We start from the raw sequence: 25811 nt of genomic DNA on the forward strand, positions 1-25811 counted from the left end.
GGCAGCGGCGGCGGCAGGGTTAGACCGCGAACTTGCGCTCGAGGAACGCCACGAGCAGGTTCGCCGCCAGCCGCGAGGTGTTCCCGGCCGGGTCGTAGTCCGGAGCGACCTCCATCAGGTCGACGGCGCCGACGGCGTCGTGGCCGCCGAGGACCTCCATCGCCGTCAGCGCCTGCGAGGCCGAGAGCCCGGCCGGTTCGGGCGTCCCCGTTCCGGGCGCCACGCTCGGGTCGACGGAGTCGATGTCGAAGGTGACGTAGACCGCGTCGGTCCCCTCGGCGGCAGCCGCGATCGCGTCGCGGATCACCGCGTCCATTCCGCGCTCCTCGATCTCGGGCATCGCGAAGAGGTTGAGTCCGGTCTCCTCGGCGAACTCGAAGAACGCCGGGGATTCGTAGCCACGAATGGCGACCTGGCTCACGTTCTCGAGATCGCCGTACTGCGAGTCGGCCATCAGCGCCGTGCTCGAGCCGTGGAACTCCCGGCCGAAGATCGGACTCTCGGAGACGGTGTCGGTGTGGGCGTCGATCTGAACGAGCCCGACGTCGTCGTGGCCCGCCCCCTCCGCGAACCCGCGGAAGGCGGGGAACGTACAGTAGTGGTCGCCGCCGATGAGGACGGGAAACGCCTGCTCGGCGACGGTTGCGACGTGTGCCGTGATGCTCTCGGCGGTCGTCTCCTGGTCCATCGGGAACACCGGCACGTCGCCACAGTCGGCGACCGAGAGCGAACCGAAGTCGACGTCCTCGCCGGTCCGCATGTTCGTCAGCCCGCCCTTGTACCCCGAGAGGTAGTCCCACCAGCCGCTGGCCTCCCGGACCGCCCGCGGTCCGTAGCGTGCTCCAGGCCGGTTGCTGACGGCCGAGTCGTACGGGACGCCGACGACGCCGGCGTTGTAGTCCGCGATGTCCTCGACGTCGCGATGATCGGCCTTCAGGAAGGTCGGGATCCCCGCGTACGCGAACTCGAGCGACGAGGCCGGGTGATCCCCGCGGAAGCGACCGGCGGGCGTCTGGCGGCTCACCGGACCACCTCGGTGCGGCTTCCGTCGAATCGGTGGGTGATCGTTGCCCGCCCCGTGTGCTCTACGTCGGTCGAACCGGGTCGCGTGACCGTCATTGGTGGAACCTCATTGCCACCGATTCGTCACGGAATCCGCATAAACCTTCCTCCTCGATCGGCGATCGCGTCCCCGTAAGCGTGGACATCGTCGCGAACGGGACGCCACCGCGCCCGGGAGACCGCCGAAGTCTTGTAGGCCGTGCCCGTGGGACGGAACGATGGACCGCGACCTCGACGGTCGGACGTACGACCTGCTGTGGCTCGTCGATCGACACGAGCCGGTCGGGAGCATCCGGCTCGTCGAACTGATGCGGCGGCACGGCTACTCGATCACCGGACGGACGATCCGGCTCACGCTTGCCGACCTCGACGAGGCGGGGCTCACCGAGAAGGTCCCCGGCCAGGGACGCCGCCTCACCGCTGCCGGACGGACCGAGCTCGAACGGGGAAACGTCAGCAGCCGGCTCGACCACGTTCGCTCGCGGATCGCGACGTTGCGAAGCCGGGTGACCTACGATCCCCTCGAGGATACCGGCGTGCTGCTCGTCTCGAGCGCGCTCGTCGACACCGCCGACCTCGATCCCGCCCTGGAGGCGATCCGGTCGCTGCACACGAGTCCGCTCGGTCCCGTCCCCGCCGCGATCGAGCCGGTCGGTGACGGCGCCGACCGCCATCGCGTCCTCGTTCCCTCGAGTCTCACCCTCGACGGGACCCTCCTCTCACACGGGATCGACACCGACCTCCGGACCGCAGGTGTGGTGGCGTACACGCCGCCTACGGCTCGACCCGATCGCTTCGACGGCGCCGAGGCTGGAGGCGCCGCCGACGTGGACATGGCGAGCACGGATGCGGACGATTTCGAGGGCGGAGACGACAGCGAGGGCGGAGACGACAGCGAGGGCGGAGACGACAGCGAGGGCGGAGACGACAGCGAGGGCGATGGAACCGGCGAGGAGGGTCGATTCGGCGGCCGGATCGACAGATACGTCGACGTGATCAGCGGCGAGGACGCCTCCGTCGACGTCCTCTCGCTCCTCATCGAGGCGGGCCGTACCGACACGACCCCGATCCTCGAGGAGGATGATAGCGGCGTTCTCGCTGTCGACTACCGGGAGTTTCCGCTCACTCGATACTCCGAAGCTCGCGATCTCGTGGTCGCGACGCGCGACGCGCTCGGCGGCGTGATCGACGTTCGTCGCCCACGGGAAGGCGGTCCCTTCCCCCTCGGACCACCGGGCTGGGAGTTTGGGGCCGCGACGTACGGCGGATCCGGCGAACTCGCCATCGCCGTGCTCGCCGAGCGCGGCCTGTCGTCGGAGTGGGACACGCTGTACGACACGATCGATCGGGGTCGGCTCCGCCCGGCCGACCGCCTCGAGACTGACGGACCGTTCGGGGACGACCGGTGAGCGGGACGTCCGGTGAGCGGGACGACCGGTGAGCGGGACGACCGGTGAGCGGGACGACTGACGAGCGGCGCTGACTGACGAGCGATCGCTCGTGGAGCGAAACGTTTACAACCGGACTGGTGGCAAACAATTTCCATGTCACTCGTCGGCATCGACTTCGGCATCATCGTGCTCTACATGATCGGCCTGTTGGGCGTCGGTTACTGGGGGTACCGACGTTCGGATACCCTCGACGACTATCTCGTCGCCGGACGGGACATCCCGATCTGGATGTACGTGCCGGTGATGTCCGCGGTCATCCTCGGCGGCGCATCGACGATCGGCGGCGGCGGATTGGGGTACCAACACGGCGTCTCCGGCGCCTGGCTCGTCGTCTGGCTCGGGCTGGGCGTCGCGGCGATCGGCTTTCTCATCTCGACCGAACTCGCGAACCTCAAGGCGTACACGCTCGGCGAGATCCTCGAACGACGCTTCGAGAAGTACTCGGCGACCGTCGGCGCGCTCGTCGCCGGCATCTACGCGCTGACGATCGCGATCACGCAGGTGATCTCGATCGGAACCGTGCTCACGGCGCTGCTCGACTACCAGCTCAACACGATGATCCTCGTGGCCGGAATCATCGTCATCGGGTACACCGCACTCGGCGGGATGTTCTCGGTCACGATCACCGACTTCGTCCAGTGGATCATCATGACGATCGGCGTCTTCGTGTTTGCCTTGCCGCTTGGTCTGCTCGAGGTCGGCGGGATCTCGGGGCTCACGGCCGAGCTCGACCCCTCCTACTTCAGCCCGACCGGCATCGGGATCGACACCGTGATCAGCTACTTCCTGTTGTACTTCCTGGGGATCATGATCGGCCAGGACATCTGGCAGCGCGTCTTCACGGCCGACAGCCCGCGGACGGCTCGGGTCGGGAACATTGCCACGGGCGCGTACGCGGTCGTCTACGGGATCGCGACCGCGGTGCTCGGGATGATCGCCCTGGTGCTGTTCCCCGGGCTCGAGAACGCCGATCTCGCGCTTCCGCAGCTGGTCCTCGAGACGGTTCCCACCGGCCTCTCGGGACTCATCCTCGCCGGGTTCATCTCGGCGATGATGTCGACCGCAGACTCGGCGCTGCTCGCCTCGAGCACGCTGTTCACCAACGACGTGTACAAGCGGTTCATCGACCCCGACGCCAGCGAGCAGCGGTATACGTTGGTCTCCCGGGTCGGGATCCTCGTGCTCGGTGTGGGAATGATCGGGGTGGCGATCCTGATCGGGGACGTCGTCAACGCGCTCACGCTGGCGTACAACCTGCTGACTGGCGCGATCTTCGTGCCCCTGATGGCGGCGTTCTTCTGGCGCGGCGGGACCTGGCAGGGGGCCGTCGCGTCGATCCTTGGTAGCTCCGTCGTCGTCGTGGCGTCGATGGCCGTCTACGGCTTCGGCTCGAACCGCCCGATCATCTACGGGCTCGTCGCCAGCCTCGTGCTCTTCGTGAGCGTGAGCCTGGTCACCGGTCCGCCGCCGCGCGAGAAGCTCGAGGCCTGGCTCGAGAGCATCTCCGACGGACCGTCGATCGAGTGACCGCGTAGCGTGACGGTTTGGCCACTACCGGCCCTCCGCTTCCCCCATTGACCGACTATCCCCACGATCCGCACGTTTCTCGGGGATCCTCGTCGAAGGGCCCGGTATGCCCCACCGATCCGACGCGTATCGCGACCTCTCACAGCCGATCGAGTCCGGAATGTCCACGTTCCCCGGCGATCCGCCGGTCGAACTCACGCCGGCCGCGACGATCGCCGACGACGGCGCCGCCGTCCACGAACTGCACTGCGGCAGCCACACCGGCACGCACATCGACGCGCCGAGCCACACCGAATCCGGCGGGGCGGACCTCGATGACCGGCCGGTCGGCGAGTACGTCTTCGACGCCCGGTTCCTCGACGTCACGCCGTGTTCGGCCCGCGAGCCCATCGGCGCCGACGCCCTCCCGAACCCGGACGCGCTCGCGGCCGCCGACCTCCTCGTGGTCCGAACCGGCTGGGACGCCCACTGGAACGCCGACCGCTACCGGGATCATCCCTACCTAACGCCGGCGGCGGCACGAGCGCTCCGCGAGGCCGACTGTGGGGTCGCGATCGACGCGCTCAACCCGGATCCGACGCCCACCGGGGACGCCACGTCCGGCGGGTCGGACGAACCAGATCAGCCGGACGAACCCGACGGGTTTCCGGTCCACCACGCGCTTCTCGGGGCCGGCCTCCCGATCGTCGAGAACCTCACGAACCTCGCGGGACTTCCCGACAGGTTCACGCTGTACGCGTTTCCGCTGCCGATCGCCGGCGGCGACGGCGCGCCCGTGCGCGCGGTGGCGTTCGTCAAGGAGGCGCCAAGCGCCGCTCACTGACCGGCCGAGGGCGAGTCCACGAACCGGTCTCCGGCGTCTCGGATCGTGGATCGATGAACGGCTCGCCGATACCTATGGTGTGACCGAGGCGCTCGATCGGCGGACCGCGAACCAAAGTATTCACTACAGGGCGTCTCCAAGCCACGGGTATGAGTACGGAGGACGTCTCGCGACGGGCGCTGCTTCGCACGGCCGGCGGCACCGCTGCCGCGGCTGGGGTCGCCGCCGGCGCCGCCGGATCGGCAGCGGCACAGGAGGAGGTTCCGGTGTGGCCCTCGTCGGTCGAGGGGAACGTGAACAGCTACACGGACGCCCGCGGACAGGACGAGGTAACGATTTCGGTCGGCGCGGGCGACGGCCTCGCGTTCGACCCCACGAAGGTCTGGATCGATCCCGGAACCACGATCGTCTGGGAGTGGACGGGCAACGGCGGCGACCACAACGTCCACGCGGTCGACGGCCCTGCCTCCTTCGAGAGCGAGATCACCGGCGAGGAAGGGTTCACCTTCGAGTACGAAACCTCCGAGGAGGACGCCGGCATCACCCACTACCAGTGTGACCCACACTCCCAGGTCGGCATGCACGGTGGCATCGCCGTCGGCGGAGACATCGAAACCGAATCGACCGGCGGCGGGGACAGCGCCTCCGGCGTCGTCTTCGTTCCCGAGGGGGCAAAGGCGCTCGGGATCGCGACGTTCATCGCGATGGTCTCGACGCTCGGAATGGCGTTCTTCTTCCTCCGATACGGCGGCGACGGCGGCGGCGAATAGCCACCGGCGCCGGACCGTTCTCGTGTCCCGATCACCGCCACCGAGGCGATGACGCGATCGTCGACGATCAGCCAGTCGTCGACGTCCAGCCAATCGTCGACACACGATCGGGATCGGACTACAACAGGCCGCGATCGGAACGGACCGAGCGATAGCGCTCGAGATACCGCTCCAACACTGTGCGGCGGTCGTACGCCTCGAACCCGTTGCCGGTCGTCCGGTGTGGCCGTGTGGCCGCCTCGCGGAAGGCGGTCGCAAGCTCCTGGGGACTCGTGACGAGGCTGGAACGGGCGTCGCCCTCGACGAGCTCGTGTGCGCTGGATCCGGCCTGGTATTCGACGAGGCCGACGCAACCACACGCGAGCGCCCGGAGGAGATCGACCGCGAACGCCTCGTTGGTCGCAGTTTGGGCGAACACGTGGGCGCCCTTGAACGTCGCGAGGCGATCGGCAAGCGGCTGCTCGCCGAGGAACTCGACCCGGTCCGCGAGCCGAAGGTCGGCAGCGGTCGCCTCGGCGGCAGCCCGCTCGGGACCGTCGCCGATGACCGCCGCGGACCAGTCCGTATCACGCAGCTCCGCGAGACCCAGCAGGAACGAGTCGACGTTCGCGTGCCGGTCGAGCCGTCGGGAGTAGACCACGTCGAACCGGTCATCGACGGGTGTGGAGTCGACGGCGTCGAGGTCGACGCTTTCGGGGATCGTCTCGACGCCGTCACCGGGTGCGCCGTGTTCGCGGACCCGCGTCGCCACCGTCTTGGCCGGCGTCACGACCGCGTCCGCACGTCGAGCCAGGATCCGGTACCCGATCGTGCCGTCCTCGGGACGGTCGCGCCACCAGTCGACGACGACCGGTGCGCCGTGGATCGGCCGGCTCACGGTCGCCGCGATGGCGCCGCCGGGTGGGCTGTTGACGGCGTGGACGACGTCCGGGTCGAACCGCCGCAACGCCGCCGGAATCCGGGCTGTGAACGCGATCGGTTCCGGGTCGGCACCGACGCGCCGGTACTCGATCCCGTCCTCGGTGAACGCGCCGTGGTCGCCGCCCCACCACTGGGCACACAGCCATACGACGTCGTGGCCGCGGTCGGCGAGTGCGTCGGCGAGTCGTCGCGTTCGACGTCGGGCAGGGGTGTCGCCGTGGTGTGGGGTGAAAAGCGAGACGAACGCGACACGCATACGTGGACGGGTCGTCGCCGGACGATAAAAATCCACGCCATCCGGTACGCCGAACGACGCCGCCCGAACGCGTCGGTCGGGTACCGGTTCGAACCTACCGGTCCGGAACCAGCCCGTCGAGATCGACGTGTTCGACGAGCAGATCGGCGGCCGCGTCATACGGAGAGGGGTCCTCGCCAGCGGAGTCGCGGAATCGGTCGATCGATCGATCCGGATCCGAACTGCTCGCTGCTGCGGCAAGGAACGCGGACCGAGCGTCGCGGTTCTCGAAGAGCCCGTGGAGATAGGTCCCGACGACCCCGGACCGGCCGCCGAGCGCGGCCCCGAGGGCGACGCCGTCCCGGTCGTCCCGATCCACTTCATCGCCGTCAGCAGCGTCAGCGTCGTCGGCATCGCCACCGACGTCGTCGGTGTCGGTCATTGGCGAGAACGGGGTCTGCAGCGCCGGGTCGACGCCCGCCGCAGGAGGAGCGTCGCGAGACGCCGGTCGCGTCTCACCCATATGGATCTCATAGCCCCGGACCGTCCCCGTTGCGCCGGCGAGCGGACCAGCTCCGTCGATCCGAAGCGTGGTTTCGACGACGTGCTTGTCGTGTGAAAAGACCGTCTCGACCGGCAACAGCCCCAGCCCCTCGACCGTCGAGGCGTCGGTCGTCCCCTCGACGTCGGCGTTCAGGATCCGGTCGCCGAGCAGCTGGTAGCCGCCACAGAGGCCGACGACCGGCCCCTCGAAGTCGCGGATCGCCGCGGTGAACCCGGCGTCCCGAAGGGCGATCAGGTCGTCGACGGTGTTCTTCGTTCCGGGGAGGACGACGGCGTCGGCGTCCACAAGCGGTTCGGCGGATCCGGAGCCGACGTCTCGGCGGTCCCCAACCGGCAGGTACTGCACGTGGACGCCCGGTTCGGCCGCAAGCGGTTCGAGGTCCGTGACGTTGGAGATCCGCGGTAACCGCGGCACCGCGATCGTGATCGCATCGGCGTGAGAAACGCCGTCATCATCCCCGCGAACCGTCGGCGTCCGGGCATCGGCCGCCGGGAGGTCGACGCTGTCCTCCGCCGGCAAGCCCGGATCGTCGAAGGGGAGCACCCCGCGAACCGGCACGCCCGTCCGGTCCTCGAACGCCTCGAGACCGGGCTTCAGGAGGGATCGATCCCCACGGAACTTGGTTATCACGGCGCCGACGACGCGATCACGGATGTCGTCCGGAAGCAACTCGAGCGTTCCCACGAGCGATGCGAAGACGCCGCCACGCTCGATGTCGGCCACGAGAAGCACGTCGGCGTCGGCGATCCGGGCGGTCTCGACGTTGGCGAGGTCCCGATCGTGAAGGTTGATCTCCGCGATCGAGCCGGCCCCCTCGGCGACGATCATCTCCGCATCGGCCGCGAGTCGGGTGTGAGCGTCGACGACGGCGTTCCGGGCCGTCTCCCAGTGGTCGTCGTAATACTCGCCGGCGGGAACGGTCGCCGCCGGCACTCCGTCGATGACGACCTGCGACTCGCCGCCACCGCTGGGCTTGAGCAACACGGGGTTGTGGTCGGTCGTCGGGGGCACGCGGGCCGCACGAGCCTGGGTGTACTGGGAGACGCCGATCTCGCCGAAGCCGGAGCCGGCATCCGACTCGGCCGCCGGGGAGTGATCCGACCCGGTCGTGCGGGGAACGGCTCGAGCGTTGTTCGACATGTTCTGTGCCTTGAACGGCGCGACGTCGACGCCCCGGTCGGAGAGGAGCCGACAGAGTCCGGCGGCGACGGTGCTTTTGCCGACGTGGCTGGCCGTGCCGGCGACGAGCAGCGTGCGCGTGTCCGATCGGGTCATCGAATCACGGGTTCCGGCTCAGAACTCGGTCCCCTTTCGCGCCCGAATCCCGGCGTCGATCGGGTGTTTCTCCTTCCCGACGCGGGTCATCAGATCGACGTCGTCCTCGAGGTAGTCGGGACGCGTGTGGCTCCCGGTCACGACGAGTTCGAGATCGGCCGGCTTCGCCTCGATCAGCTCGCGGACGTCGGCGGCGTCGATGAGTCCCTTGTCGGCGGCGTACAGGATCTCATCGAGGATCAACAGGTGGACCCCGTCCGCGGGATCGCCGGCCAGGGGGAGCGGATCGGTCAGGTCGGCGTCAGCGGCCGCGTCGATGAGCTCCCGGGCTCGCGCCAGTCCGCCGGCGGCCTTCGCAGCGTGATCGTCGTCGGCCGAGCCGTCCCGAAACCCGTGCCAGCCGTAGTGGCCGGTGTTCTCATAGGACATCCCGGGGAGTGCGGCGATCGCGTTGTACTCGCCGCGGTCCGGCTCGACGGAGTCGGCGCCACCCTTCATAAACTGCAGGAGGTGGACCCGGTAGCCGTGTCCGGCGGCCCGCATCCCCATTCCGAGCGCCGCGGTGGTCTTCCCCTTGCCGTCTCCCCACCAGACCTGGATGAGGCCGAACTCCTCGGGGGCGGCCGGGGCGATCTCCCGCGCGGTCGGGGTGACGCCGGCGCCGGGCGTTCCGCGATCGGCGTCGCCGGACGGTCCTCGGTCGGCAGCCTCCTCGTGGTGGTCGGATGTGCCGTCCACCGGGATCACTCCTCGTGGATGAACACGAGTCGCGTGTCGTCGGTCGAGGTGAGACAGAGGTGGACGCCCTCGCGGGTGGCGCCGAGCTCCTGCCAGCCCGTGTCGCTGACGAACAGCGTCCGGAAGATGCCGCGGTCGCAGTTCGGGTTCGGACAGCCAACACCCGCGGCGTTCTTGTACACCGTCGTCCCGCCGCCGGAGGAGTGTTTCACGAGTCCGTCGGTCAGCTCCTGGAGGTCCGCTTCAGTCAGTCCGTCCTGGGTTCCGTCAGCGTCATCGTCACCGGTCTCGGGTGGCATACCGATCCCTTCTCGATACCGCTACCTGAATGTTACTCCGGACGTCGATCGCGTCGCTACGATCCGGTGAAGTCGATCCGCGAGCCGCCCGCGGCGTCCGGCCGCTCCGTGGGACCGAGACGTTCGAAAGCGTACTCGGGATCGGCCAACACCACGTGGCCGTCTCGAACCGCCACGTCGATCGCATCCAGGACCGACCCCTCACACGGGCCGAACGAACAGACGCCGGTGTCGGACGCGAAGTACGCGCCGTGTTTCTCACAGACGATCTCCCCGTTGCGAACGGTCGCGCCGTTTCCACGATCGATCCGAACGTCCGTCCAGTGTTGACAGTAGTTGCGGTAGCAGGCGATGCCGTCGGCCAGCTCGATGAGCATCGCCTCAAGCTCCTCGCCGTCGCCGCCCCGGTCTCCGGTTTCGGTTTCGACGTCCCCGACCGGCCGTAGCGTCACGAGTACCGTTCCGTCCGTCGGCACGTCCGCCGCAGGAAGCATCCGACGATCCTCGTCCATACGATCCGGTGCTCGGCGGGCGGTTTGAACGTTGCGAGACGCTCACGGTCCGCTGTGTCTCCGACGCTGCTCCGACCGCTCCGACTGCTCCGGCGACGTCACCCCGCTCCGATCCCCGACCGGGGGGACAGTCGGTTGGGGATCAGGCCTCGTTCGCGCGTTCGATCCAGGTGGCTGCCCGGGACTCCCCGACGTTCGCGCCCTCGCCGACCGCAGCGGCGTCCGCGCCGGCGAGGTCCTCGACCGAGTCGATCCCGATCTCGGCGAGCCGCTCGGCGTAGGCGGGGCCGATACCCTTGATCGTGTCGACCGGCGTGCCGGAGGCACCGTCGGCGTCCTCGGGTTCGTCCACGTCGTCCTCCTCCGTGGTGGACTCGTTCCCGTCCGCCGCAGCCGACTCCGTGTCGACGGTCTCGGAGGCATCCCCGTTCTCTGCGGTCGTCTCCGCGTCAGCACCGTCGGCCGTCGCCTCGCGATCCTGTGCGTCCGGACCGGCGGCCTCGGCCGGTTCGGCCGCCTCCTCGGGCTCCGTGGCGGCCGCCTCGTCGACGAGCGTCTCCGTCGAGGCGGCCGCATCCGTCTCCGCCGCGGCACCCTGATCCGGGTCCGCGGCCGAATCGCCCGCGTCCTGCGCGACCGCCTCGTCGGGGTCGTGCTCGACGGTGACCTCGGTGTCGGTGTCGGTATGGTCGGTCGTCGACGTGCCGCCGATACCGAGTTTCTCTTTGAGCTTCTGTAGGAGTGCCATTGTGACTCCGTATGAACGGTGTACAGTTAAAAGGCACCGACGGATCGGCCGGACACTGCCGCGACTGGGGTCGATACGGTCGGGTCCGTCGTGGGCGGTTCCGTTCGAGCGCTCTCGCGTCCCTCGTCGCGTGAACGACCGGTTGCTACCGTTCGTCGCTGTCGAGCACGCGGATCTGGTCGCCCCGGACCGTCACCGGAATGGGGACGGTTGCCTCGTAGAGCTCGACGGTGACCTGGTCTTTCCCCTCGTCGATCCGCTGGACGCGCGCCTTCTCGCCCTTGAACGGGCCGGCGATGAGCTCGACGATGTCGCCCTCGGCGATCCCCTCGACGTCGGGGGTCGGCGAGAGGAAGTGTTCGACCTCCGAGAAGCCGCTCTCGGCGGGGCCGTCGGAGCCGGAGATGACGCCGCGAGCGTGCGGGATCTCGTCGAGGACGCGGGCGAAGACGCTGCCGTCGTCGGCCTCGACCATCACGTAGCTCGTGAGCTGGTCGGGCGCGAGGACCGCGTGGATCTCCGGCATCTCCTTTTCGGCGAGCATGTCCGCGACCGTCCGCTCCTGGCTCGCGGTCGTCTTGACCGCGAAGATCGACGACATCAGACGCCGACCCCCGGCAGCAGGCTCATGATCATGTAGATCAGGAAGCCGAGGAATCCGATGAGGATGATGCCGGCGCCGGCGATCTTCGACACCTGCAGGAACTCCTCGGAGGAGGGGGTACTTGCCAGCTTCAGCACCCGAATGTAACTGTTGAGGTCGTAGGGAACGTCCATATTGGAAGACCGTACACGATGGGGCGTTTTTTACCTTGTGATGTGTCCCCCGGCCGGAAACGCGGAGACGGGCCGTCGTGTCTGGCGATCTCGGGGAGGGTTCGACGGCGTCAGAACGAGGTGCGAGCGTCAGAACGAGGTGCGAGCGTCGGACTGACGACTACTCGACGTAGTCGATGTCGTCGGTCGGATCCTCGACGGTGTCGCCTTCGGCAGGCCCGTCGACGCCCTGCGGCTGGGGCGCCTCCTCGCCGTTCCGGCCGTAGATCTGGGGCGACTCGACGCCGGTGACGACGATCATCGTCCGCATCTGGCCGTCGATCTCCTCGTCGACCGAGGTCCCCCAGATGATCCGCGCGTCGGGGTCGATCCGGTCGTAGATCTCCTCGACGACGCCCTCGGCCTCCTCGATGCTCATGTCGGAGCCGCCGGTGACGTTGACGAGCGCGGAGTTGGCGCCGGAGATGTCGACGTCGAGCAGCGGCGACCGCAGGGCCGATTTCACGGAGTCCTGCGCCTTCGAGTCGGAGTCGGACTCGCCGAGGCCGATCATCGCGACGCCGCCCTTCTCCATCACGGTCCGGACGTCGGCGAAGTCGAGGTTGACGAGGCCGGGTTTGGTGATGAGCTCCGTGATCCCCTTCACCGAGCGCATCAGGACCTCGTCGGAGACCTTGAACGCCTGGCGGACGGGGAGCTTGCCGACGGCGTCGAGCAGCCGGTCGTTGGGGACGACGATGACGGTGTCGGCGACGTCGCGGAGGCGCTCGAGACCCGCTTCGGCGTTGGTTCGGCGGACCTCGCCCTCGGCGGTGAAGGGCGTGGTGACGATCGCGATCGTGAGCGCGCCCGACTCGCGGGCGGCCTTTGCGACGACCGGCGCCGAGCCGGTCCCGGTCCCGCCGCCGAGGCCGGCGGTGACGAAGACCATATCCGAGCCCTCGATGGCGTCGTAGATCTCCTCTTGGGACTCGATGGCGGCCTCCTCGCCCACCTGCGGGAGCGACCCGGCGCCGCGGCCCTGGGTCTTCTGTTGGCCCATCAGGATCTTCGTGTCCGCCTCGATGTTGACGAGGTGCTGGACGTCGGTGTTGGCCGCCACGAGCTTGGCGCCGTGGATCCCCTCCTCGGTCATCCGGTTGACCGTGTTGCCGCCCGCGCCGCCGCAGCCGACCACGGTGATGTTCGTCTGCAGGTCCTGGAGGACGTCCTGCAGCTCGTCGTCGGTCATCATTCCGGTCTGTGGCGTTCCGCCGGCGTTCGAGCCGCCGCCGGCGCTCGATCCCCCGCTCGCGTCCGCCTCGCCGATCTCGCCGGACCCAGCGGATCCGGACTCCTCGGCCTCGTCGATCGCGTCCTCAACGATAGAGTCCATCTTGGCGAAGGGTTATGCAGCGAGGTTAATTACCTTTCCCCATTCGTCAGACTCCCGTCAGACGCTGATCCGCGAGTTTTCGGCGGTTCGACGGGAACGGACCGGGGAACGAGCGTCGTCGTGTGTCACCGCCGAGGGCGAACGACGTCACCGTCGGAAGCGAACGTCCCGATCACGCGTCACGTCCTCGGGCGCCACGGTCCGCCCGTCGACCTCGACGGCGTCACCCGCAGTGAGTCGACCGAACTTCGGCCCCTCGGGGACGCCGTGCTCGGCCGCCAGCTCCGGATCGAACGCCGCCTCGCTGGCGACGACCGCGTCCGCAGTGAGCGTCACCTCGTCGAATCGCTCCCGAAGGACGTCGGCGAGTGCCCGAACGAGGGCGTCGTATCCATCGGCGGCGTCGTTGTCACCGTCGTCGGCGTTATCGGCGGCGTCGGCGTCGGCACCATCGGTCGCAAACGCCGCCCGCCCAGTGGCTCGCGTTCCCGACTCTTCCGTCTCGAAGGCGACGGTGTGTCGCTCGACGGCCGCCCGAGTCGTCTCGTGGTCGATCCCCTGCGCCCGCGATATCAGGTCCGCAGGAAGCTCCCGAACCGTGACCGACTCGGGCGATTCCGGGACGACGTCGCCGAACCGCAGCCCGTCCGCGACGGGCGCGATCGCCTCCTCGAGGCGCTCGACGAGCGCGAGCGGTCTGTCGCCGACCTCCCGGACCCACGTCTCGCCGACGACGCGATACCCGAGGTCGTCGATCGTCTCACGGAGGGTCGGATGGTCGCCCTCGATGACGGCGTACTCGGCGGCACTCGCCGTGAAGGCGCGCTCGACGACGTCGGCGTGCTCGGCGGGGGATCCCAGCTCAGCCAGCTGCCAGTCCGAGCCGATGTGGCCGACGCCCCACGCCGTCTCCTCGACGATCCGGGTGAACCGCGGCGCGTAGTGGCCGCCGCCGAATCCGACGGCGTGTCTGGGTGTCCCGTCGTCACCGACGAGATCGGCCGGGGCGGAGGGGGCGGCGTCCCCGGTCGAACCGGCGGTGTGGTCGTCAGAACCGGCGGCGTGGCCGTCGGAACCGGCAACGTGCTCGTCGATCAGATCCGAGACGGCGCGGGCGACGGCCCGGGCACCCGCGGGGTCATCCCACTGCTCGTCGTCCGACCCGAGCTCCGCGAACAGCGAGGGAACGGCGGTCTCGCTGGGACCGTGATGGGTGCACTCGATCCCGACGTCGTAGTCGGCCGGGGCGTGCTCGGTGAACCCGGCGACCAGCCGCTTCTGGGCCGCCGGGGCAGCGCGTGCGAGCGCCCCGTCGTCCCCGCCGTACTCTGCGGGCCCGAAGTTTCCGGTGAAGTGGGCAGTCAACAGGGGCCCCGTCTCGCCGGCGTGCCTGGAGACGAAGACGAGCAGTTCGGGCTCGCGGTCGGCAAGGAGGCCGGGCTCACGATCCTCGGGAAGGGCGGTCGTCGAGCCGTCCACCGCCTCGACGGCCGAGGTGACGCTTCCGAAGGCGGGCGTCGGGTCGTCGAGGTGGATGTGGAGGTCCTCGAACGTTCGCAGCTCCGCGCCCGGACGGCGGTAAACGGTCCCACCGCCATCGGCGTCGGGACGTGACTCGTCCACGCAGGCGTCCCAGTCATCGAGTTCAAGAAGCCGGTCGCCGATGTGTTCGGACGCGCGGTCCGCGCGGCTGACGACGATCGCGATCACTGACTAATGGTCGACGGGGCGCGATTGAATAGGCGTCGATCGCGGACGACGAGGCGTCAGCTCGGATCACCGATCGATCCCAAAGTCGGGTCGGATCACCCGTTGATCCGGTCGACGACCGACTGGAGGTCGGCGGTCGACTCGACCGTCTCCTTGATCTGCTCGCGCTCGCGGACGTCCTCGGAGTCGGCGTCGTACGCGCGGACGTACTCGGCGCGGGTGTGCTCGTCGAAGGCATGACGGATCGCGAAGTAACCGTCCGGAATGACGGTGCCACACACCTTACACTCGTGGCGCTGGTGCTCGGTCGTCTGGTGAACGATCGCCGACTCGACGTCCTCGAAGGCGGCGCGACATCCGCTGATCCCACACGTCCAGCCGGGCATACCCGAAGCGACGGACCGAGTCGCATTAACGGTTTTCCCCGCGGACGCTGAGCCGTCACCACGGACGCTGAGCCGTCACCACGGACACCGTCGTCGGGGAACGACACGCATTTGCTGGACGACGCCGACATCCCGAACGTGCCACACACCGGGACCCGGATCGACGCCCACGTGAAGGTACTCGACGAGACCGTCGTCGAGCGCGCGAAGGAACGCGGGCTCGACGCGATCGTCTACGCGCCACACTTCGAGCGGCTGCCGACGATCCGCGAGCGTGCCGATCGGTTCTCCGACGACGAACTGCTCGTCGTCCCCGCTCGAGAGGTCTTCACCGGCGACTGGCGGAACCGCCGACACCTCCTCGCGCTCGGACTCTCCGAGCCGATCCCGGACTTCATCACCTTCGAGGGAGCGATGGCGGAGCTGGAGCGTCAGGACGCGGCGATCCTCGTTCCCCACCCGACGTTCGCGACCGTCTCGCTCACCCGACCGGAGCTGGACGCCCATCGCGACCGGATCGACGCGGTCGGGGGATACAACGCGAAACTGTTGCCCCACCAGAACCGGCGGGCTCGCCGGGTGGCTCGTGACCTCGATCTGCCGGCGTTCGGCAGCTCATACGCCCACCTCAGGGACACCGTCGGCGAGGCCTGGACCGCCTTCGAGACGGACCTGGAGACGCCGGCGGCGGTCGTCGAGGCGTTCAAAAGCGACGTCGACCGCCGCGTGGTTCACCGGGCCGGGATCGAACACCGCGCACGGGGCGCGATCGAGTACGCCCATCTCGCCTACGAGAACACCTGGAAGCGCCTCGACCGGCTCTTCCTGTCGGGCGACGACCCGACGAATCCGCACAGCGTCTTCTACGAGGGTCGGTTCGACGACGTCGCCGTGTACTAAATCCGGGGAGACGTGTGTTGACCCCGACGAGACGTGTACTAAACCCGGTGGGAGATCGGGTGTGTGATCACGACATCCCGATGGCCTGTGAAACCGTCGCGACGTCGACGTTCAGGTCGACGACGTAGGTGTGGACCGCCCAGAACGCGGCGATCTCCAGAGCCGTGATGACGACGGTGACGAGGTCGGCGTAGTCGCTCGAGGTCGTGACGCCGAACGGCAGCGAGTACTCCGAACTCGACAGCGGGTGAAACAGTGCGATCCCGCGCCGGCTCCCGATCAGGTCGAGGATATAGTGCGTGAGAACGCCGACCCAGACGTACTGCAGGTTGCCGAAGACGATGGGGTACGCCGCCACGATCCCGAGCACGGTGAGGCTGTGCAACGTCTTTCGATGCTTCCCGAAGGCGGTGTCGACGTCCGGGAACAGCGCACCCAGGACGATCGGGACGGTGACCTGGGCGATCTTGATCGCCGTGTTGCGGTCGACGGCCGGTTCGAGGACGAATCCGACGCCGACGGCGAGCAACAACGCGTTGAGTACGTGACCGCGTTTGTTCATCACCGGATGCTCGAAGGCGGACCGACTCAAGCGTTTCCCCCCGCGATCCGCGGTCCACGCTCCGCACCCCGTGCCCGCCCTCAACGAGGAGTGCCCACGAGCCCCGGACACGGATACCGACCATAACCACTAATACAACTCGTGAATATTCATTAGTTGTAATGAGCGACTTCGATTCGTTCAGCGACGTCAGCGAGGCGAACGTGACCAAGGCGATCGGCAACGCCTGGAGCGAGGAGTTCCAGGAGTTCACCGAGTCCGAGGTGATCATCGTCGGCGGCGGCCCCTCCGGGCTGATGGCCGCAAAGGAACTGGCCGAGCGCGGCGTGAAGGTGATGGTCGTCGAGAAGAACAACTACCTCGGCGGCGGCTTCTGGCTCGGCGGCTTCCTGATGAACAAGGTGACCGTCCGGGACCCGGCCCAGGAGGTCCTCGACGAACTCGACGTCGACTACGAGCCGACCGAGGAGGCCGACGGGCTCTACGTCTCGAACGGGCCTGAGGCCTGTTCCGGGCTGATCAAGGCGGCCTGTGACGCCGGCGCGAAGATCCAGAACATGACGGAGTTCACCGACATCGTCGTCCGCGACGACCACCGCGTCGGCGGCATCGTGATGAACTGGACGCCGGTCCACGCGCTGCCCCGCGAGATCACCTGCGTCGACCCGATCGCGGTCGAGTCCGATCTCGTCATCGACGCGACGGGCCACGAGGCGGTCGCGATCAGCAAGCTCGACGAGCGCGGCGTCTTCGAGGCGCCCGGCATCGAGCACGCCAAGGAGCACAACACGGGAATGGACGCGACCGGCGACGACCAGTACGGCGCGCCTGGCCACGACTCGCCCGGCCACGACTCGATGTGGGTCTCCGAGAGTGAGGACGCCGTCGTCGACCACACCGGCGTCGTTCACGACGGCCTGATCGCCACCGGAATGTCGGTCGCCACGGCCTACGGGCTCCCGCGGATGGGGCCGACCTTCGGCGCGATGTTGGTCTCCGGCAAGCGCGCCGCCCAGGCCGCCATCGACGAGCTCGGCGTCGACGCCGCGGACGTCGGGTTCTCCGCGCCCGCGCCCGCCGACGACTGAGACGGTTCGACCGTCACCAACCCGGTCCGAACGTCACGCGACGACGTTGCTCGCGAGCACGCCGGCCGTGACGAGCAGGAGCACGGAGACCGCCGCCGCACCCAGGAAGAGTGGCCGAGCGTCGCGGGCGGGCTCGCGGAGTTTGTCGGTCGCCACGCCCGACAGCAGTTTCTTCGAGCCGATCTCGACCAGTGCGGCGAGCACGAACCAGAGGACGAGCATCGTCAACACGAGGTGGCCGCGTCCGGTGCCGGTCAGCCGCTCGATCGTGTAGGTCGTCCCGGCCATATGGCCGCCGGTCGCGAACAGCACGACCGCCGACAGCCGGGTCACCAGCTGCAACCGGCCGACGATCGACGCGATCGCGTCGGTCCCGATCGTCGCGCTGGTCGCCGCGGGCACCACCGTCGCCGAGACGAACAACACGCTGCCGGTCCACAGGGCTGCGAAGGCGACGTGGAGCGTCCACACCGCCGCAGGAATGAGGTCCATAACCACGGTACGATCGCCGGATCCTTAAATACCGTTCACCCGTCTCGACGGACCGCCCTCGGCACTCGAGTCGGCCTCAGAGGTCGACCGGACCGCTCTTCAGGAACTCACGCAGCAGGACGGTCGCGTAGCTCCCGCTCGGCAGCGCGAACGCGAACTCGAGGTCCTCGGAGACGGACAGGTCCGTCGTCACGAGGAGCGCCCGGCGGGTCCCGGTCGAGTCGAACTCGCCGGGCAGCGAGAAGTCCGCCGGCTCGATCCCGGCCTCCGCGAGCACCTCGCGCTCGATCTCGCCGGGCTCGCCGTCGGCGAGTTCGGTCTCGGTCCCGATCAGGGGCGCGGTGACGAACGCCCGCTGCCGGGAACAGTGGCGCCGCAACACCGGCACGCGGTCCTCGGTGACGTGCTGGAGGCGGTCGACGTCGGGCGCGTACAGCTCCGCGGGCGCCTCATCATCCGCGAAACAGACGACGTCGCCGGCGACCGGCTCGTGGAAGGGGATCCCACGGTCGAGACGCTCGCTCAGGATCCGGTTGAACAGCGCCGACTGGGCTGCGTTGACGAACAGTCGCTGGAGGTTCGAGGGGACCGCCTCGAGCGCGTGCCGCCAGCGGCCGCCGGCCGTTTCCGAATCGGCATATTCCTCGGGCGTCGGCTCCGTCAGCCGGTGGAGCATCGCACGCTCGAACCGGAGCCGGCCCGGCATCCGGTCGAGGCAAGCCTCCCAGTCGGGCGACTCGCTCGCGAACTGTTCGTCGACGAACGCCCGCGCCTCGCGGGTGTCCGTCGGTTCGGCGTCGTCGGGGTTCCCGACGTAGGTTCGCACCGCCTCGTGCCACTCGCCGCGGACGATCGCCAGCCCGACTTCGTGGGTGACCGGGCGAATGCTCCCGAACCGCTGTTGGCCGAAGTAGTTCGGAACGGCGGCGGGATCGTCGGAATCGACCGACTCGGGCCCGTCGGCGCCGGTCGCGAACGCGCGCAGCTCGTCGGCGATCGCGGCAGCCCGATCGTCGGGGGCGGCACCGGCGTCAGTACGCCGCCCCTCGTCGCCGCCGACGTCCGGATCCCGAACCCGGATCTCGAAGGCATTGCCGGCGAGGTCGCCGAAGGAGATCGGCCGGCCGGCCACGCCGACGACCTCGATCGACGCGCCGTCGATCCCGTCGGCGACTTCGCGGACGGCAGTCGGGTCTGCGTCCCGGACGGTCATCAACTGGGTCGTCACGGCATGTTTGTCCTTCGTGCCGGCCCAGGAGACGCGCTCGCGGCTGATCCCGAGAGCGTCGGTGAGCCGGCGGGCGAAGTCGTTCGTGTCCCACTCGGTTAGCCGGACGCGGATCACCAGCTCGGGATACGCGCCCCGGTCGGGATACGCGCCCCGGTCGGGATACGCGCCCCGGTCGGGATCCTCGTCATTCGGTTCGTTCGCGTCGCCGAGCGATTCGGCGTCGAAGGCTTCGAGCTCGCGGACGCGGAAGTCCGCGGGCGAGACGCGGAGCCGACCGCCGATCCCGTCCGTCTCCGAGACGTACTGGTCGATCCCGACCGCCCGCTCGCGGGGGTGTGCCTCGCGCATCGGTCAGTACAGGGGGAGATCGCCGGTGACGCGGTCGACCAGTTCCTCGGAGCCCGGCCCGACCGCGAGTGCGCTGACTGTTCCGGGCTCGAGTTCGGTGTGGCCGGCATCCCGGACGATCGCGTACGGGAGCCCCTTGCGCTCGGCCTTGTCCGCGAGCTCGAACAGTTGGCTCTCGGAGTCGCCCCGCAGGACGACCTTCTTCTGTCCGCTGCCCTTCCACCGCTTGCGCGCCTTGCGGCCCGCGTCCTCGTACGCGGACAGCGAGGCGTGTGCGACCTGTGCTGCCAGCTTCCCCTCGCCCATTCCGAGGTCCGCCCGGGCGACGATGGCCTGTTTCATACTCCATCGTTCGTGGCCACGGTTTTATAAGCGCGTTTCGAGAATCGCGATCCGTGTCCCTCCAGCGTGACGCGCGGGCGCTGCTCGACGGCGTCCGATCCGCCCTGACGACGGTTCGGACCGCCCTGTTCTCGCCACGCCGGTTCTTCGGCGCGTCCCCGTACGGAGACTCCCTCGCGGTCGGGATCGGCGTGGTCCTGTTCGTCGCGATCGCGCTCACCGTCGGGATCCTCACGCTCGGCGTCGTCTTCGACGCGACGATCGACGCGACGGTCACGGTGGACAACCCGGACCGTCCCGACGACGTGATCTGTGAGGGGCTGGGCGCGGACGCCGACTCGCCGATGTACGAGGCCTGCCAGGAGCCGGCACAGGTCGAACGCGATCTCGGGTCGATGCTTCGGGAAGCGACGTCCGGGTTCCTCCACTACGGGTTCCTCGGCGTCGGGCTCTGGTGGGTGCTGGGCGCGGGCGTGATCCACATCGGCGCTCGCGTCGCCGGCGGCGCCGGAGGGGAAACGGGGACGATCGGGGATTCACTCACGGTGGCGGCGTGGGCCCTGCTGCCGGAGCTGTTGCGGCTGGTCGTGGGGATCGCGGCCATCTACTACGCCATCGAGAACGCGACGATCCAGGCCGCTTCGCCGGAGGCCTTCCGGGACGAGCTGCTCGCCGCCCTCGCCGGGATCGAGACGCCGCTGCTCGTCGTCTCCGTCGTCACGATCGTCTGGCAGTGGTGGATCCTTCGGGGCGGGATCGCGGAGCGACACGACGTCTCGACGCTCGCGGCCGGAACCGTGGCGGGCGTCTTCGCCGTGATCGCGTTGCTGGTCGCGGCGTGACTCCCGACCGCCGCGGAAATTCCGAGCATTAACGTTGCGGCGATCCGTGGTGCCGGTATGATACTCTCGGACGTCGACATCCTCCGCCGCCTCGAGAAGGGGGATCTCGCCATCGAGCCGATCGACGACCTCGACCAGCAGGTCCAACCCGCAAGCGTCGACCTCCGGCTCGGCGAGCGGTTTCTGGAGTTCCAGCGCGCGAACATCCCCTGCATCCACCCCGCCAGCGCGGACGAGGTGAGCGAGTACGTCACGGAAACCTTCGTCGAGGAGGGCGACGAGTTCGTCCTCCATCCGGGCGATTTCGTCCTCGGGACGACCACGGAGCGCGTGGCGATCCCCGACGACCTCGTCGCGCACGTCGAGGGGCGGTCCTCGCTCGGCCGCCTCGCGATCGTCGTGCACGCGACCGCGGGGCTGGCGGATCCGGGGTACGAGGGCCAGATCACCCTCGAGCTGTCGAACCTCGGAACCGCGCCGGTCGCGCTCTCGCCGGGAATGCGCGTCTCCCAGCTTACCTTCACGAAGCTGACCACGCCCGCCGATCGCCCTTACGGCGAGGAGCGCGGATCGAAGTATCAGAACCAGGACGGCCCTCAAGCCTCCCGGATCGGCAGCGATCCGGAGTTCGACGACAACGATCCGGAGATCGACGAGGGGGACGTCGATGCCGACGCTGGCGCCGACGGCGTGGACCGGGAGCGATAAGCCATGCGCTTCATCGAGGAGGTCGTCGTCGACGAGTTCCTGCCGACCGTGCGGTCGATGCTGGCCGAGGACCTCCGCGAGCGCGGGCTGACCCAACACGAGGTCGCGGAGGCGCTCGGCATCTCCCAGTCGGCGGTCTCGAAGTACGCCCACGGCGAGGTCGCTCGCCATCCCCGAATCGTCGCCGACGACCGCGTTCAGGAGCTCGTCGACCGAGTAGGGGAGGGACTGGCCACCGGCGACGTGAGCCGGGTCGCGGCGCTCGTGGAGATCGAGGTCCTGATCCGTCGGCTGGAGGCGGGCGACCTGCTCGCTGACCTCCACGAGGAGGCGATGCCCGAGCTCGCGGACGCGGACGTCGAGTTCGCCGTACACGATCCCGACAACGCCCTCCGTGAGCGCGAGCGCGTGGTTGCGTCGGTTCGGCGCGGGCTCCGCACGCTGCAGAACGCCTCCGGCTTCGCCGCGCTCATCCCGAACGTTGGCGCCAACGTCGCGGAGGCGCTCCCCGAGGCCGAGACCATCGACGACGTCGCCGCGATTCCCGGTCGGCTCGTCGACGTCAAGGGGTCCACGATGGTCCCCGGCGACCCCGAGTTCGGCGTGAGCGAACACGTCGCGACGGTCCTGCTGGCCGCGCGGAAGGCCGGCGCACCCGTCCGCGGTGCGGTCAACCTCCGGTACGATCCGGACCTCCTCGCGGAGATCGGCGAGACGTACCCGACCGTGGAGTTCGACGCCAAGGCCCCATCCGCCGAGGCGGTCCGCGACGCCCTCGAGGGCTGGACCGGCGACGCACCGGTCGTGATCTACCAGACGGGCGCGGTCGGCGTCGAACCGATCGTCTACGTGCTCGCGAGCGACGCCGTCGAGGCCGCGCGGATCGTCCGGGAGTATTTATAAGACACCGGACGTACACTCTCCGTCAATTCACTCCAACCCGGCCCGGAGCGCGTCGTTCATCGCGTCCACCGGCGCGTCGCGGCCGGTCCAGATCTCGAAGGCCTCGACGCCCTGAAACAGCAGCATCCACGCGCCGTCGATCGTCGTCGCCCCGGCCGCGTTCGCCGCCCGGAGCAGCCGCGTCTCGATGGGCGAGTAGACCGCGTCGAGCACGGCGAGGTCGGCGTGCAGCAGATCCGGATCGACCGGCGTCTCGTCCGACTCCATCCCGACGCTGGTCGCGTTGACGAGTACGTCCGCCGCCGGGATCCGGTCGGCGAGCGTGTCGAGGCCGCCGCCGGCGGCGTTCGGAACTGCCTCCGCGAGCGAGTGCGCGCGCTCGGCGGTCCGGTTGGCGACGTGCACGCGCGAGCCCGCATCAGCGAGCGCGAACGCGGCGGCACGGCCCGCCCCGCCGGCGCCGACCACGACCGCGTCGGTTCCCGAGAGGGCCACGTCGTGATGGTCGAAGGCGCGCTGCACGCCGGCCGCGTCGGTGTTGTAGCCTCGCGGACGAGGTGGATCGGCGTCGGTACCCGTTTCGTGGTCGTCGTCCGCCACCGGACCGAAGTCGATCGTGTTCACCGCGCCGATTCGCTCGGCGAGGTCGTCGGTCCGCACGTGCTCGACGACGTCCCGTTTAAAGGGGATCGTGACGTTGAGCCCGCGAACGCCGAGCGCGGCGGCGCCGTCGATCGCCTGGCCCGCCGCGTCGCGGTCGGGCTCGAACGTGACGTATCGCGCGTCGATCCCCAGCTCCGCGTAGGCCGCCTCGTGCATCGGCGGCGACAGGGAGTGCTCGACCGGATTCCCGATCAGGCCGTAAACGTCCATACCGGAACGGACGTCCGGGGGAGCAAAAAGCCGTGGTTCGATCGGTTCCGAGCACGGCCTCGACACGGGCCGGACCACGCGCCCGACACGGGCCAGACCACGCGAACGGGACGCGCGGCACGAATCCGCGACCCGGACCGACGCCGTTTTGCCGCCGGTGCCGGAAGGAACGGGCGTGCCACTCGCCGCGCCGATCGTCGACGTGTTGCTGCTGGCAGCGGGGATCGCCCTCCTGTACGCCGGCGCCGAGCTGCTCGTGAAGGGTGCCGCCGAGCTCGCGTTGGGGTTCGGCCTACGTGCCTCGACTGTCGGCGTCACGGTGGTCGCGTTCGCGACGACGACCCCGGAGCTGTTCGTCACGCTCGTGGGCGCGTTCACCGTCTCGACGGACATCGGCCTCGGCGCGATCCTCGGGTCGAACGTGGCCAACATCGGCCTCGTTCTCGGGATCTCCGCGCTCATCCGGCCGTTGGATGTCACCGAGACCGTGTTAAAGAGCCACGTTCCGTTCATGATCCTCGCCGCGCTCCTGCTCGTGGGACTCGGACTCGACGGACGGCTGGACGCGGTCGACGGAGTGATCCTGCTCGCGGCGCTCGTCGCGTTTACCTGGGTCGTCCTGCGGCGTATTCAGCGAACGCAGGCCTCCATCTCCGCAGCCGAGCGCGACCGGATGCCGGACCCGACCCTCCTCGACGTCGGCTACATCGTCGGTGGGTTGATCGCGCTGCTCGCGGGGTCCAGCTGGCTCATCGACGGGGGGCAGGGGCTGTTGGCCGCTGCCGGGTTCTCCGAGCTGTTCATCGGGCTCACCGTGTTGGCGCTGGGTACCTCGCTGCCCGAACTCGCCGCCTCGGCCGTCTCCGCGGTCCGCGGAGAGGCCGAGTTCAGCGTCGGCAACGTGGTCGGCTCGAACATCTACAACGTCCTGGCCGTGATCGGCGTCCTCGCGGTGATCACGCCCGTCGAGATCTCGGCCGGGGTACGGTCCTTCGAGTTCCCCGCCCTCATCGCGTTCACCCTCCTCGTCGTCGCTCTGATGCTTCGCGGTCGGTGGATCTCCCGAGTCGACGGCGCGATCCTGCTCGTCGCCTACGTGGCGTTCGTGTACCTGCTGTTCCCGTGAGGTGTGACTGCCGGCGGCGACCACGGGGAATGACCTCGGGGTTACCCTCGAGTGATCGCGAAACACACACGGGGATCCGCGACGATCGGCACCCATGGACTACGAGGAGCCGCAGTTCTTCCGCGTGATGCAGTACGCGGCGACCGCGGACCGGGACGTGATCGATATGGTGAGCGGCAACCCGGACTGGGAGCCACCCGAGGCACTCCGGGACGCGCTCCGGGAGTACGCCGGGCTCGACCCGGCGGCGTTCCAGTACCCCGCCAGCGACGGACTGCCCGAGCTGCGCGAGGCGATCGCCGCCCGTCGAGGAGTCGATCCGGACCAGGTGGTCGTCACCGTCGGCACCGGCGAGGCGAACTACCTCGCGATGGCGCGCGCCTTCGAGCGCGACGCCGGCGACGAGGCGATCCTGCTCGACCCGGTCTACCCGTACTACCCCGGCAAGGTCGAGCTGCTCGGCGGGACCCAGCGACTCGTCCCGACCGCCCGCGACGGTGGCATCGACCTCGCGGCGATCCGGGAGGCGATGAGCGACCGAACCGCGCTCGTGATGGTGAACACGCCGAACAACCCGACCGGCGCGGTCTACGACCCCGACGCGGTCGCCGAGGTGGTCCGGCTCGCCGAGCGACACGACGCGCTCGTCGTCGTCGACGAGGTCTACGACCGGTTCGACCACTCCGGACGCTTCGAGAGCGCGCTCGCCATCGACTCCCCGAACCGGATCGTCACCGGCGGCTTCTCGAAGTCGTTGGCGATCACCGGATTCCGGGTCGGCTACGCCATCACGCCGCCCGAACACGCCGATTCCCTTCGCGCGCGACACATGCTCGTCAACGTCACCGGTCCCGCGCCCTCACAGTATGCGGTCCACCACGCGCTGCAGTCGACGGGTCGGGAGTACTTCGCGGCGTCCCGCGAGCTGCTTGCCGACCGGATCGACGCGTTCACTGACGCCCTCGAGGCCGCCGGCGCCGAGTACACGACGCCGGATGGCGGGTTCTACGTGCTCGCCCGGTTCGATGGCTTTCCCGGAACGATGGCGAACGTGGAGCAGCTGATCGACGAGGCGGGGGTCGCCGGGATGCCCGGCGAGACGTTCGGAACCGCCCGCGAGGAGTGGATCCGGTTCGCGCTCGTGACCCCGCGAGCGCGGGAGGCGGCCGAACGGCTGGCGGCGTACTTCGAGTGAGTCGGGTCGTGGGCGGCACCGAGCCCG

The 25811-nt window shown here is 69.0% G+C and carries 28 protein-coding genes; 11 read left to right on the forward strand and 17 right to left on the reverse strand.

The features are described from left to right. Positions 1–19: 19 nt before the first annotated feature. Entirely contained in the window at positions 20–1024 is a 1005-nt protein-coding gene (locus tag OQF70_RS07060; RefSeq protein WP_280536685.1) for an agmatinase family protein, read from the reverse strand. Positions 1025–1280: 256 nt separating this feature from the next. Between OQF70_RS07060 and OQF70_RS07065 the strand changes: the two genes are divergently transcribed. The 4 genes from OQF70_RS07065 (at position 1281) to OQF70_RS07080 (ending at position 5633) form a co-directional block, all read left to right on the forward strand. Next, a complete protein-coding gene (locus tag OQF70_RS07065; protein ID WP_280536686.1) occupies positions 1281–2471 on the forward strand; it encodes an NrpR regulatory domain-containing protein in 1191 nt (396 codons plus the stop codon). Positions 2472–2606: 135 nt separating this feature from the next. Continuing rightward, positions 2607–4040, forward strand: coding sequence for a sodium:solute symporter (locus tag OQF70_RS07070; RefSeq protein WP_280536687.1), 1434 nt, complete (start codon positions 2607–2609; stop codon positions 4038–4040). Between the two features lie 106 nt (positions 4041–4146). Further along, positions 4147–4863: a cyclase family protein gene (locus OQF70_RS07075; RefSeq protein ID WP_280536688.1), complete on the forward strand. Its 717-nt coding sequence runs from the start codon at positions 4147–4149 to the stop codon at positions 4861–4863. A 149-nt stretch (positions 4864–5012) separates the two neighbouring features. Next, positions 5013–5633, forward strand: coding sequence for a halocyanin domain-containing protein (locus tag OQF70_RS07080; protein ID WP_280536689.1), 621 nt, complete (start codon positions 5013–5015; stop codon positions 5631–5633). Positions 5634–5751: 118 nt separating this feature from the next. Here the strand turns inward: OQF70_RS07080 and OQF70_RS07085 are convergent, their stop codons facing one another. The 11 genes from OQF70_RS07085 to OQF70_RS07135 all read right to left on the reverse strand — a co-directional run bounded on the left by OQF70_RS07085 (position 5752) and on the right by OQF70_RS07135 (position 15174). Beyond that, on the reverse strand, positions 5752–6810 hold the full coding sequence (locus tag OQF70_RS07085) for a glycosyltransferase family 4 protein (protein ID WP_280536690.1): 1059 nt from the start codon (positions 6808–6810) through the stop codon (positions 5752–5754). Between the two features lie 94 nt (positions 6811–6904). Next, on the reverse strand, positions 6905–8629 hold the full coding sequence (locus OQF70_RS07090) for a cobyric acid synthase (RefSeq protein WP_280536691.1): 1725 nt from the start codon (positions 8627–8629) through the stop codon (positions 6905–6907). A gap of 18 nt (positions 8630–8647) precedes the next feature. Beyond that, a complete protein-coding gene (locus OQF70_RS07095; RefSeq protein ID WP_280536692.1) occupies positions 8648–9367 on the reverse strand; it encodes a cob(I)yrinic acid a,c-diamide adenosyltransferase in 720 nt (239 codons plus the stop codon). A gap of 5 nt (positions 9368–9372) precedes the next feature. Next, positions 9373–9666 carry a hypothetical protein gene (locus tag OQF70_RS07100; protein WP_280536693.1) on the reverse strand — a complete coding sequence of 98 codons (294 nt, stop codon included), beginning with the start codon at positions 9664–9666 and terminating at the stop codon, positions 9373–9375. A gap of 56 nt (positions 9667–9722) precedes the next feature. After that, entirely contained in the window at positions 9723–10178 is a 456-nt protein-coding gene (locus OQF70_RS07105) for a Rieske 2Fe-2S domain-containing protein (protein ID WP_280536694.1), read from the reverse strand. 142 nt (positions 10179–10320) lie between these two features. After that, on the reverse strand, positions 10321–10926 hold the full coding sequence (locus tag OQF70_RS07110; RefSeq protein WP_280536696.1) for a helix-hairpin-helix domain-containing protein: 606 nt from the start codon (positions 10924–10926) through the stop codon (positions 10321–10323). Between the two features lie 145 nt (positions 10927–11071). Further along, positions 11072–11527, reverse strand: a complete 456-nt coding sequence (locus tag OQF70_RS07115; RefSeq protein ID WP_021075180.1) for a transcription elongation factor Spt5 — start codon at positions 11525–11527, stop codon at positions 11072–11074. Next, complete coding sequence (locus OQF70_RS07120; RefSeq protein ID WP_280536697.1) at positions 11527–11703, reverse strand: protein translocase SEC61 complex subunit gamma; 177 nt, start codon at positions 11701–11703, stop codon at positions 11527–11529. Before OQF70_RS07120 ends, OQF70_RS07115 begins: the two co-directional genes overlap by 1 nt. A gap of 160 nt (positions 11704–11863) precedes the next feature. Continuing rightward, positions 11864–13078 (reverse strand): cell division protein FtsZ, encoded by a 1215-nt coding sequence (gene ftsZ / locus OQF70_RS07125; protein WP_280536698.1) that lies wholly within the window; start codon positions 13076–13078, stop codon positions 11864–11866. A gap of 147 nt (positions 13079–13225) precedes the next feature. Further along, entirely contained in the window at positions 13226–14788 is a 1563-nt protein-coding gene (locus tag OQF70_RS07130; protein WP_280536700.1) for a D-aminoacyl-tRNA deacylase, read from the reverse strand. A 95-nt stretch (positions 14789–14883) separates the two neighbouring features. Next, positions 14884–15174 (reverse strand): hypothetical protein, encoded by a 291-nt coding sequence (locus tag OQF70_RS07135; RefSeq protein ID WP_092813802.1) that lies wholly within the window; start codon positions 15172–15174, stop codon positions 14884–14886. Positions 15175–15312: 138 nt separating this feature from the next. On the opposite strand from OQF70_RS07135, the gene OQF70_RS07140 reads away from it, so the two are divergent. Next, the gene (locus OQF70_RS07140) at positions 15313–16074 is read left to right on the forward strand and encodes a PHP-associated domain-containing protein (protein ID WP_280536701.1); all 762 of its coding nucleotides are present in this window, start codon (positions 15313–15315) and stop codon (positions 16072–16074) included. 67 nt (positions 16075–16141) lie between these two features. On the opposite strand, the gene OQF70_RS07145 is transcribed toward OQF70_RS07140, so the two are convergent. Then, positions 16142–16636: a metal-dependent hydrolase gene (locus tag OQF70_RS07145; protein WP_280536702.1), complete on the reverse strand. Its 495-nt coding sequence runs from the start codon at positions 16634–16636 to the stop codon at positions 16142–16144. Between the two features lie 161 nt (positions 16637–16797). Here OQF70_RS07145 and OQF70_RS07150 point away from each other — a divergent pair, with 161 nt between their 5' ends. Beyond that, positions 16798–17724, forward strand: coding sequence for a sulfide-dependent adenosine diphosphate thiazole synthase (locus OQF70_RS07150; protein ID WP_280536703.1), 927 nt, complete (start codon positions 16798–16800; stop codon positions 17722–17724). Positions 17725–17757: 33 nt separating this feature from the next. On the opposite strand, the gene OQF70_RS07155 is transcribed toward OQF70_RS07150, so the two are convergent. From OQF70_RS07155 to pth2, 3 genes are all read right to left on the reverse strand, one after another. Next, entirely contained in the window at positions 17758–18216 is a 459-nt protein-coding gene (locus OQF70_RS07155; protein ID WP_280536704.1) for a transporter, read from the reverse strand. Positions 18217–18292: 76 nt separating this feature from the next. Beyond that, positions 18293–19795: a tRNA pseudouridine(13) synthase TruD gene (gene truD, locus OQF70_RS07160; protein ID WP_280536705.1), complete on the reverse strand. Its 1503-nt coding sequence runs from the start codon at positions 19793–19795 to the stop codon at positions 18293–18295. A gap of 3 nt (positions 19796–19798) precedes the next feature. Next, positions 19799–20137, reverse strand: a complete 339-nt coding sequence (pth2, locus tag OQF70_RS07165) for a peptidyl-tRNA hydrolase Pth2 (RefSeq protein ID WP_280536706.1) — start codon at positions 20135–20137, stop codon at positions 19799–19801. Positions 20138–20190: 53 nt separating this feature from the next. On the opposite strand from pth2, the gene OQF70_RS07170 reads away from it, so the two are divergent. From OQF70_RS07170 to OQF70_RS07180, 3 genes are read left to right on the forward strand one after another with little or no spacing between them, the layout of a single operon-like run. Continuing rightward, positions 20191–20979, forward strand: coding sequence for a YIP1 family protein (locus OQF70_RS07170; protein ID WP_280536707.1), 789 nt, complete (start codon positions 20191–20193; stop codon positions 20977–20979). 57 nt (positions 20980–21036) lie between these two features. Further along, entirely contained in the window at positions 21037–21687 is a 651-nt protein-coding gene (dcd, locus tag OQF70_RS07175) for a dCTP deaminase (RefSeq protein ID WP_280536709.1), read from the forward strand. Between the two features lie 3 nt (positions 21688–21690). Then, positions 21691–22590 carry a thiamine-phosphate synthase family protein gene (locus OQF70_RS07180; RefSeq protein WP_280536710.1) on the forward strand — a complete coding sequence of 300 codons (900 nt, stop codon included), beginning with the start codon at positions 21691–21693 and terminating at the stop codon, positions 22588–22590. 27 nt (positions 22591–22617) lie between these two features. Here the strand turns inward: OQF70_RS07180 and OQF70_RS07185 are convergent, their stop codons facing one another. Beyond that, a complete protein-coding gene (locus OQF70_RS07185; RefSeq protein WP_280536711.1) occupies positions 22618–23463 on the reverse strand; it encodes a shikimate dehydrogenase in 846 nt (281 codons plus the stop codon). Between the two features lie 175 nt (positions 23464–23638). On the opposite strand from OQF70_RS07185, the gene OQF70_RS07190 reads away from it, so the two are divergent. Beyond that, on the forward strand, positions 23639–24589 hold the full coding sequence (locus OQF70_RS07190; protein ID WP_280536713.1) for a calcium/sodium antiporter: 951 nt from the start codon (positions 23639–23641) through the stop codon (positions 24587–24589). Positions 24590–24683: 94 nt separating this feature from the next. Next, a complete protein-coding gene (locus tag OQF70_RS07195) occupies positions 24684–25784 on the forward strand; it encodes a pyridoxal phosphate-dependent aminotransferase (protein ID WP_280536715.1) in 1101 nt (366 codons plus the stop codon). Positions 25785–25811: the final 27 nt, after the last annotated feature.

Origin of the sequence: Halopenitus sp. POP-27, from assembly GCF_029889855.1 — an archaeon.
Lineage (GTDB): Archaea > Halobacteriota > Halobacteria > Halobacteriales > Haloferacaceae > Halopenitus > Halopenitus malekzadehii.

Coding starts and splice junctions, on each gene's coding strand:
- OQF70_RS07180 (WP_280536710.1), top strand. CDS start 21,691: ATGCGCTTCATCGAGGAGGTCGTCGTCGACGAGTTCCTGCCGACCGTG.
- OQF70_RS07105 (WP_280536694.1), bottom strand. CDS start 10,178: ATGGACGAGGATCGTCGGATGCTTCCTGCGGCGGACGTGCCGACGGAC.
- pth2 (WP_280536706.1), bottom strand. CDS start 20,137: ATGAAACAGGCCATCGTCGCCCGGGCGGACCTCGGAATGGGCGAGGGG.
- dcd (WP_280536709.1), top strand. CDS start 21,037: ATGATACTCTCGGACGTCGACATCCTCCGCCGCCTCGAGAAGGGGGAT.
- truD (WP_280536705.1), bottom strand. CDS start 19,795: ATGCGCGAGGCACACCCCCGCGAGCGGGCGGTCGGGATCGACCAGTAC.
- OQF70_RS07145 (WP_280536702.1), bottom strand. CDS start 16,636: ATGAACAAACGCGGTCACGTACTCAACGCGTTGTTGCTCGCCGTCGGC.
- OQF70_RS07115 (WP_021075180.1), bottom strand. CDS start 11,527: ATGTCGTCGATCTTCGCGGTCAAGACGACCGCGAGCCAGGAGCGGACG.
- OQF70_RS07185 (WP_280536711.1), bottom strand. CDS start 23,463: ATGGACGTTTACGGCCTGATCGGGAATCCGGTCGAGCACTCCCTGTCG.
- OQF70_RS07085 (WP_280536690.1), bottom strand. CDS start 6,810: ATGCGTGTCGCGTTCGTCTCGCTTTTCACCCCACACCACGGCGACACC.
- OQF70_RS07080 (WP_280536689.1), top strand. CDS start 5,013: ATGAGTACGGAGGACGTCTCGCGACGGGCGCTGCTTCGCACGGCCGGC.
- OQF70_RS07110 (WP_280536696.1), bottom strand. CDS start 10,926: ATGGCACTCCTACAGAAGCTCAAAGAGAAACTCGGTATCGGCGGCACG.
- OQF70_RS07070 (WP_280536687.1), top strand. CDS start 2,607: ATGTCACTCGTCGGCATCGACTTCGGCATCATCGTGCTCTACATGATC.
- OQF70_RS07090 (WP_280536691.1), bottom strand. CDS start 8,629: ATGACCCGATCGGACACGCGCACGCTGCTCGTCGCCGGCACGGCCAGC.
- OQF70_RS07195 (WP_280536715.1), top strand. CDS start 24,684: ATGGACTACGAGGAGCCGCAGTTCTTCCGCGTGATGCAGTACGCGGCG.
- OQF70_RS07100 (WP_280536693.1), bottom strand. CDS start 9,666: ATGCCACCCGAGACCGGTGACGATGACGCTGACGGAACCCAGGACGGA.
- OQF70_RS07155 (WP_280536704.1), bottom strand. CDS start 18,216: ATGGACCTCATTCCTGCGGCGGTGTGGACGCTCCACGTCGCCTTCGCA.
- ftsZ (WP_280536698.1), bottom strand. CDS start 13,078: ATGGACTCTATCGTTGAGGACGCGATCGACGAGGCCGAGGAGTCCGGA.
- OQF70_RS07075 (WP_280536688.1), top strand. CDS start 4,147: ATGCCCCACCGATCCGACGCGTATCGCGACCTCTCACAGCCGATCGAG.
- OQF70_RS07065 (WP_280536686.1), top strand. CDS start 1,281: ATGGACCGCGACCTCGACGGTCGGACGTACGACCTGCTGTGGCTCGTC.
- OQF70_RS07150 (WP_280536703.1), top strand. CDS start 16,798: ATGAGCGACTTCGATTCGTTCAGCGACGTCAGCGAGGCGAACGTGACC.
- OQF70_RS07120 (WP_280536697.1), bottom strand. CDS start 11,703: ATGGACGTTCCCTACGACCTCAACAGTTACATTCGGGTGCTGAAGCTG.
- OQF70_RS07135 (WP_092813802.1), bottom strand. CDS start 15,174: ATGCCCGGCTGGACGTGTGGGATCAGCGGATGTCGCGCCGCCTTCGAG.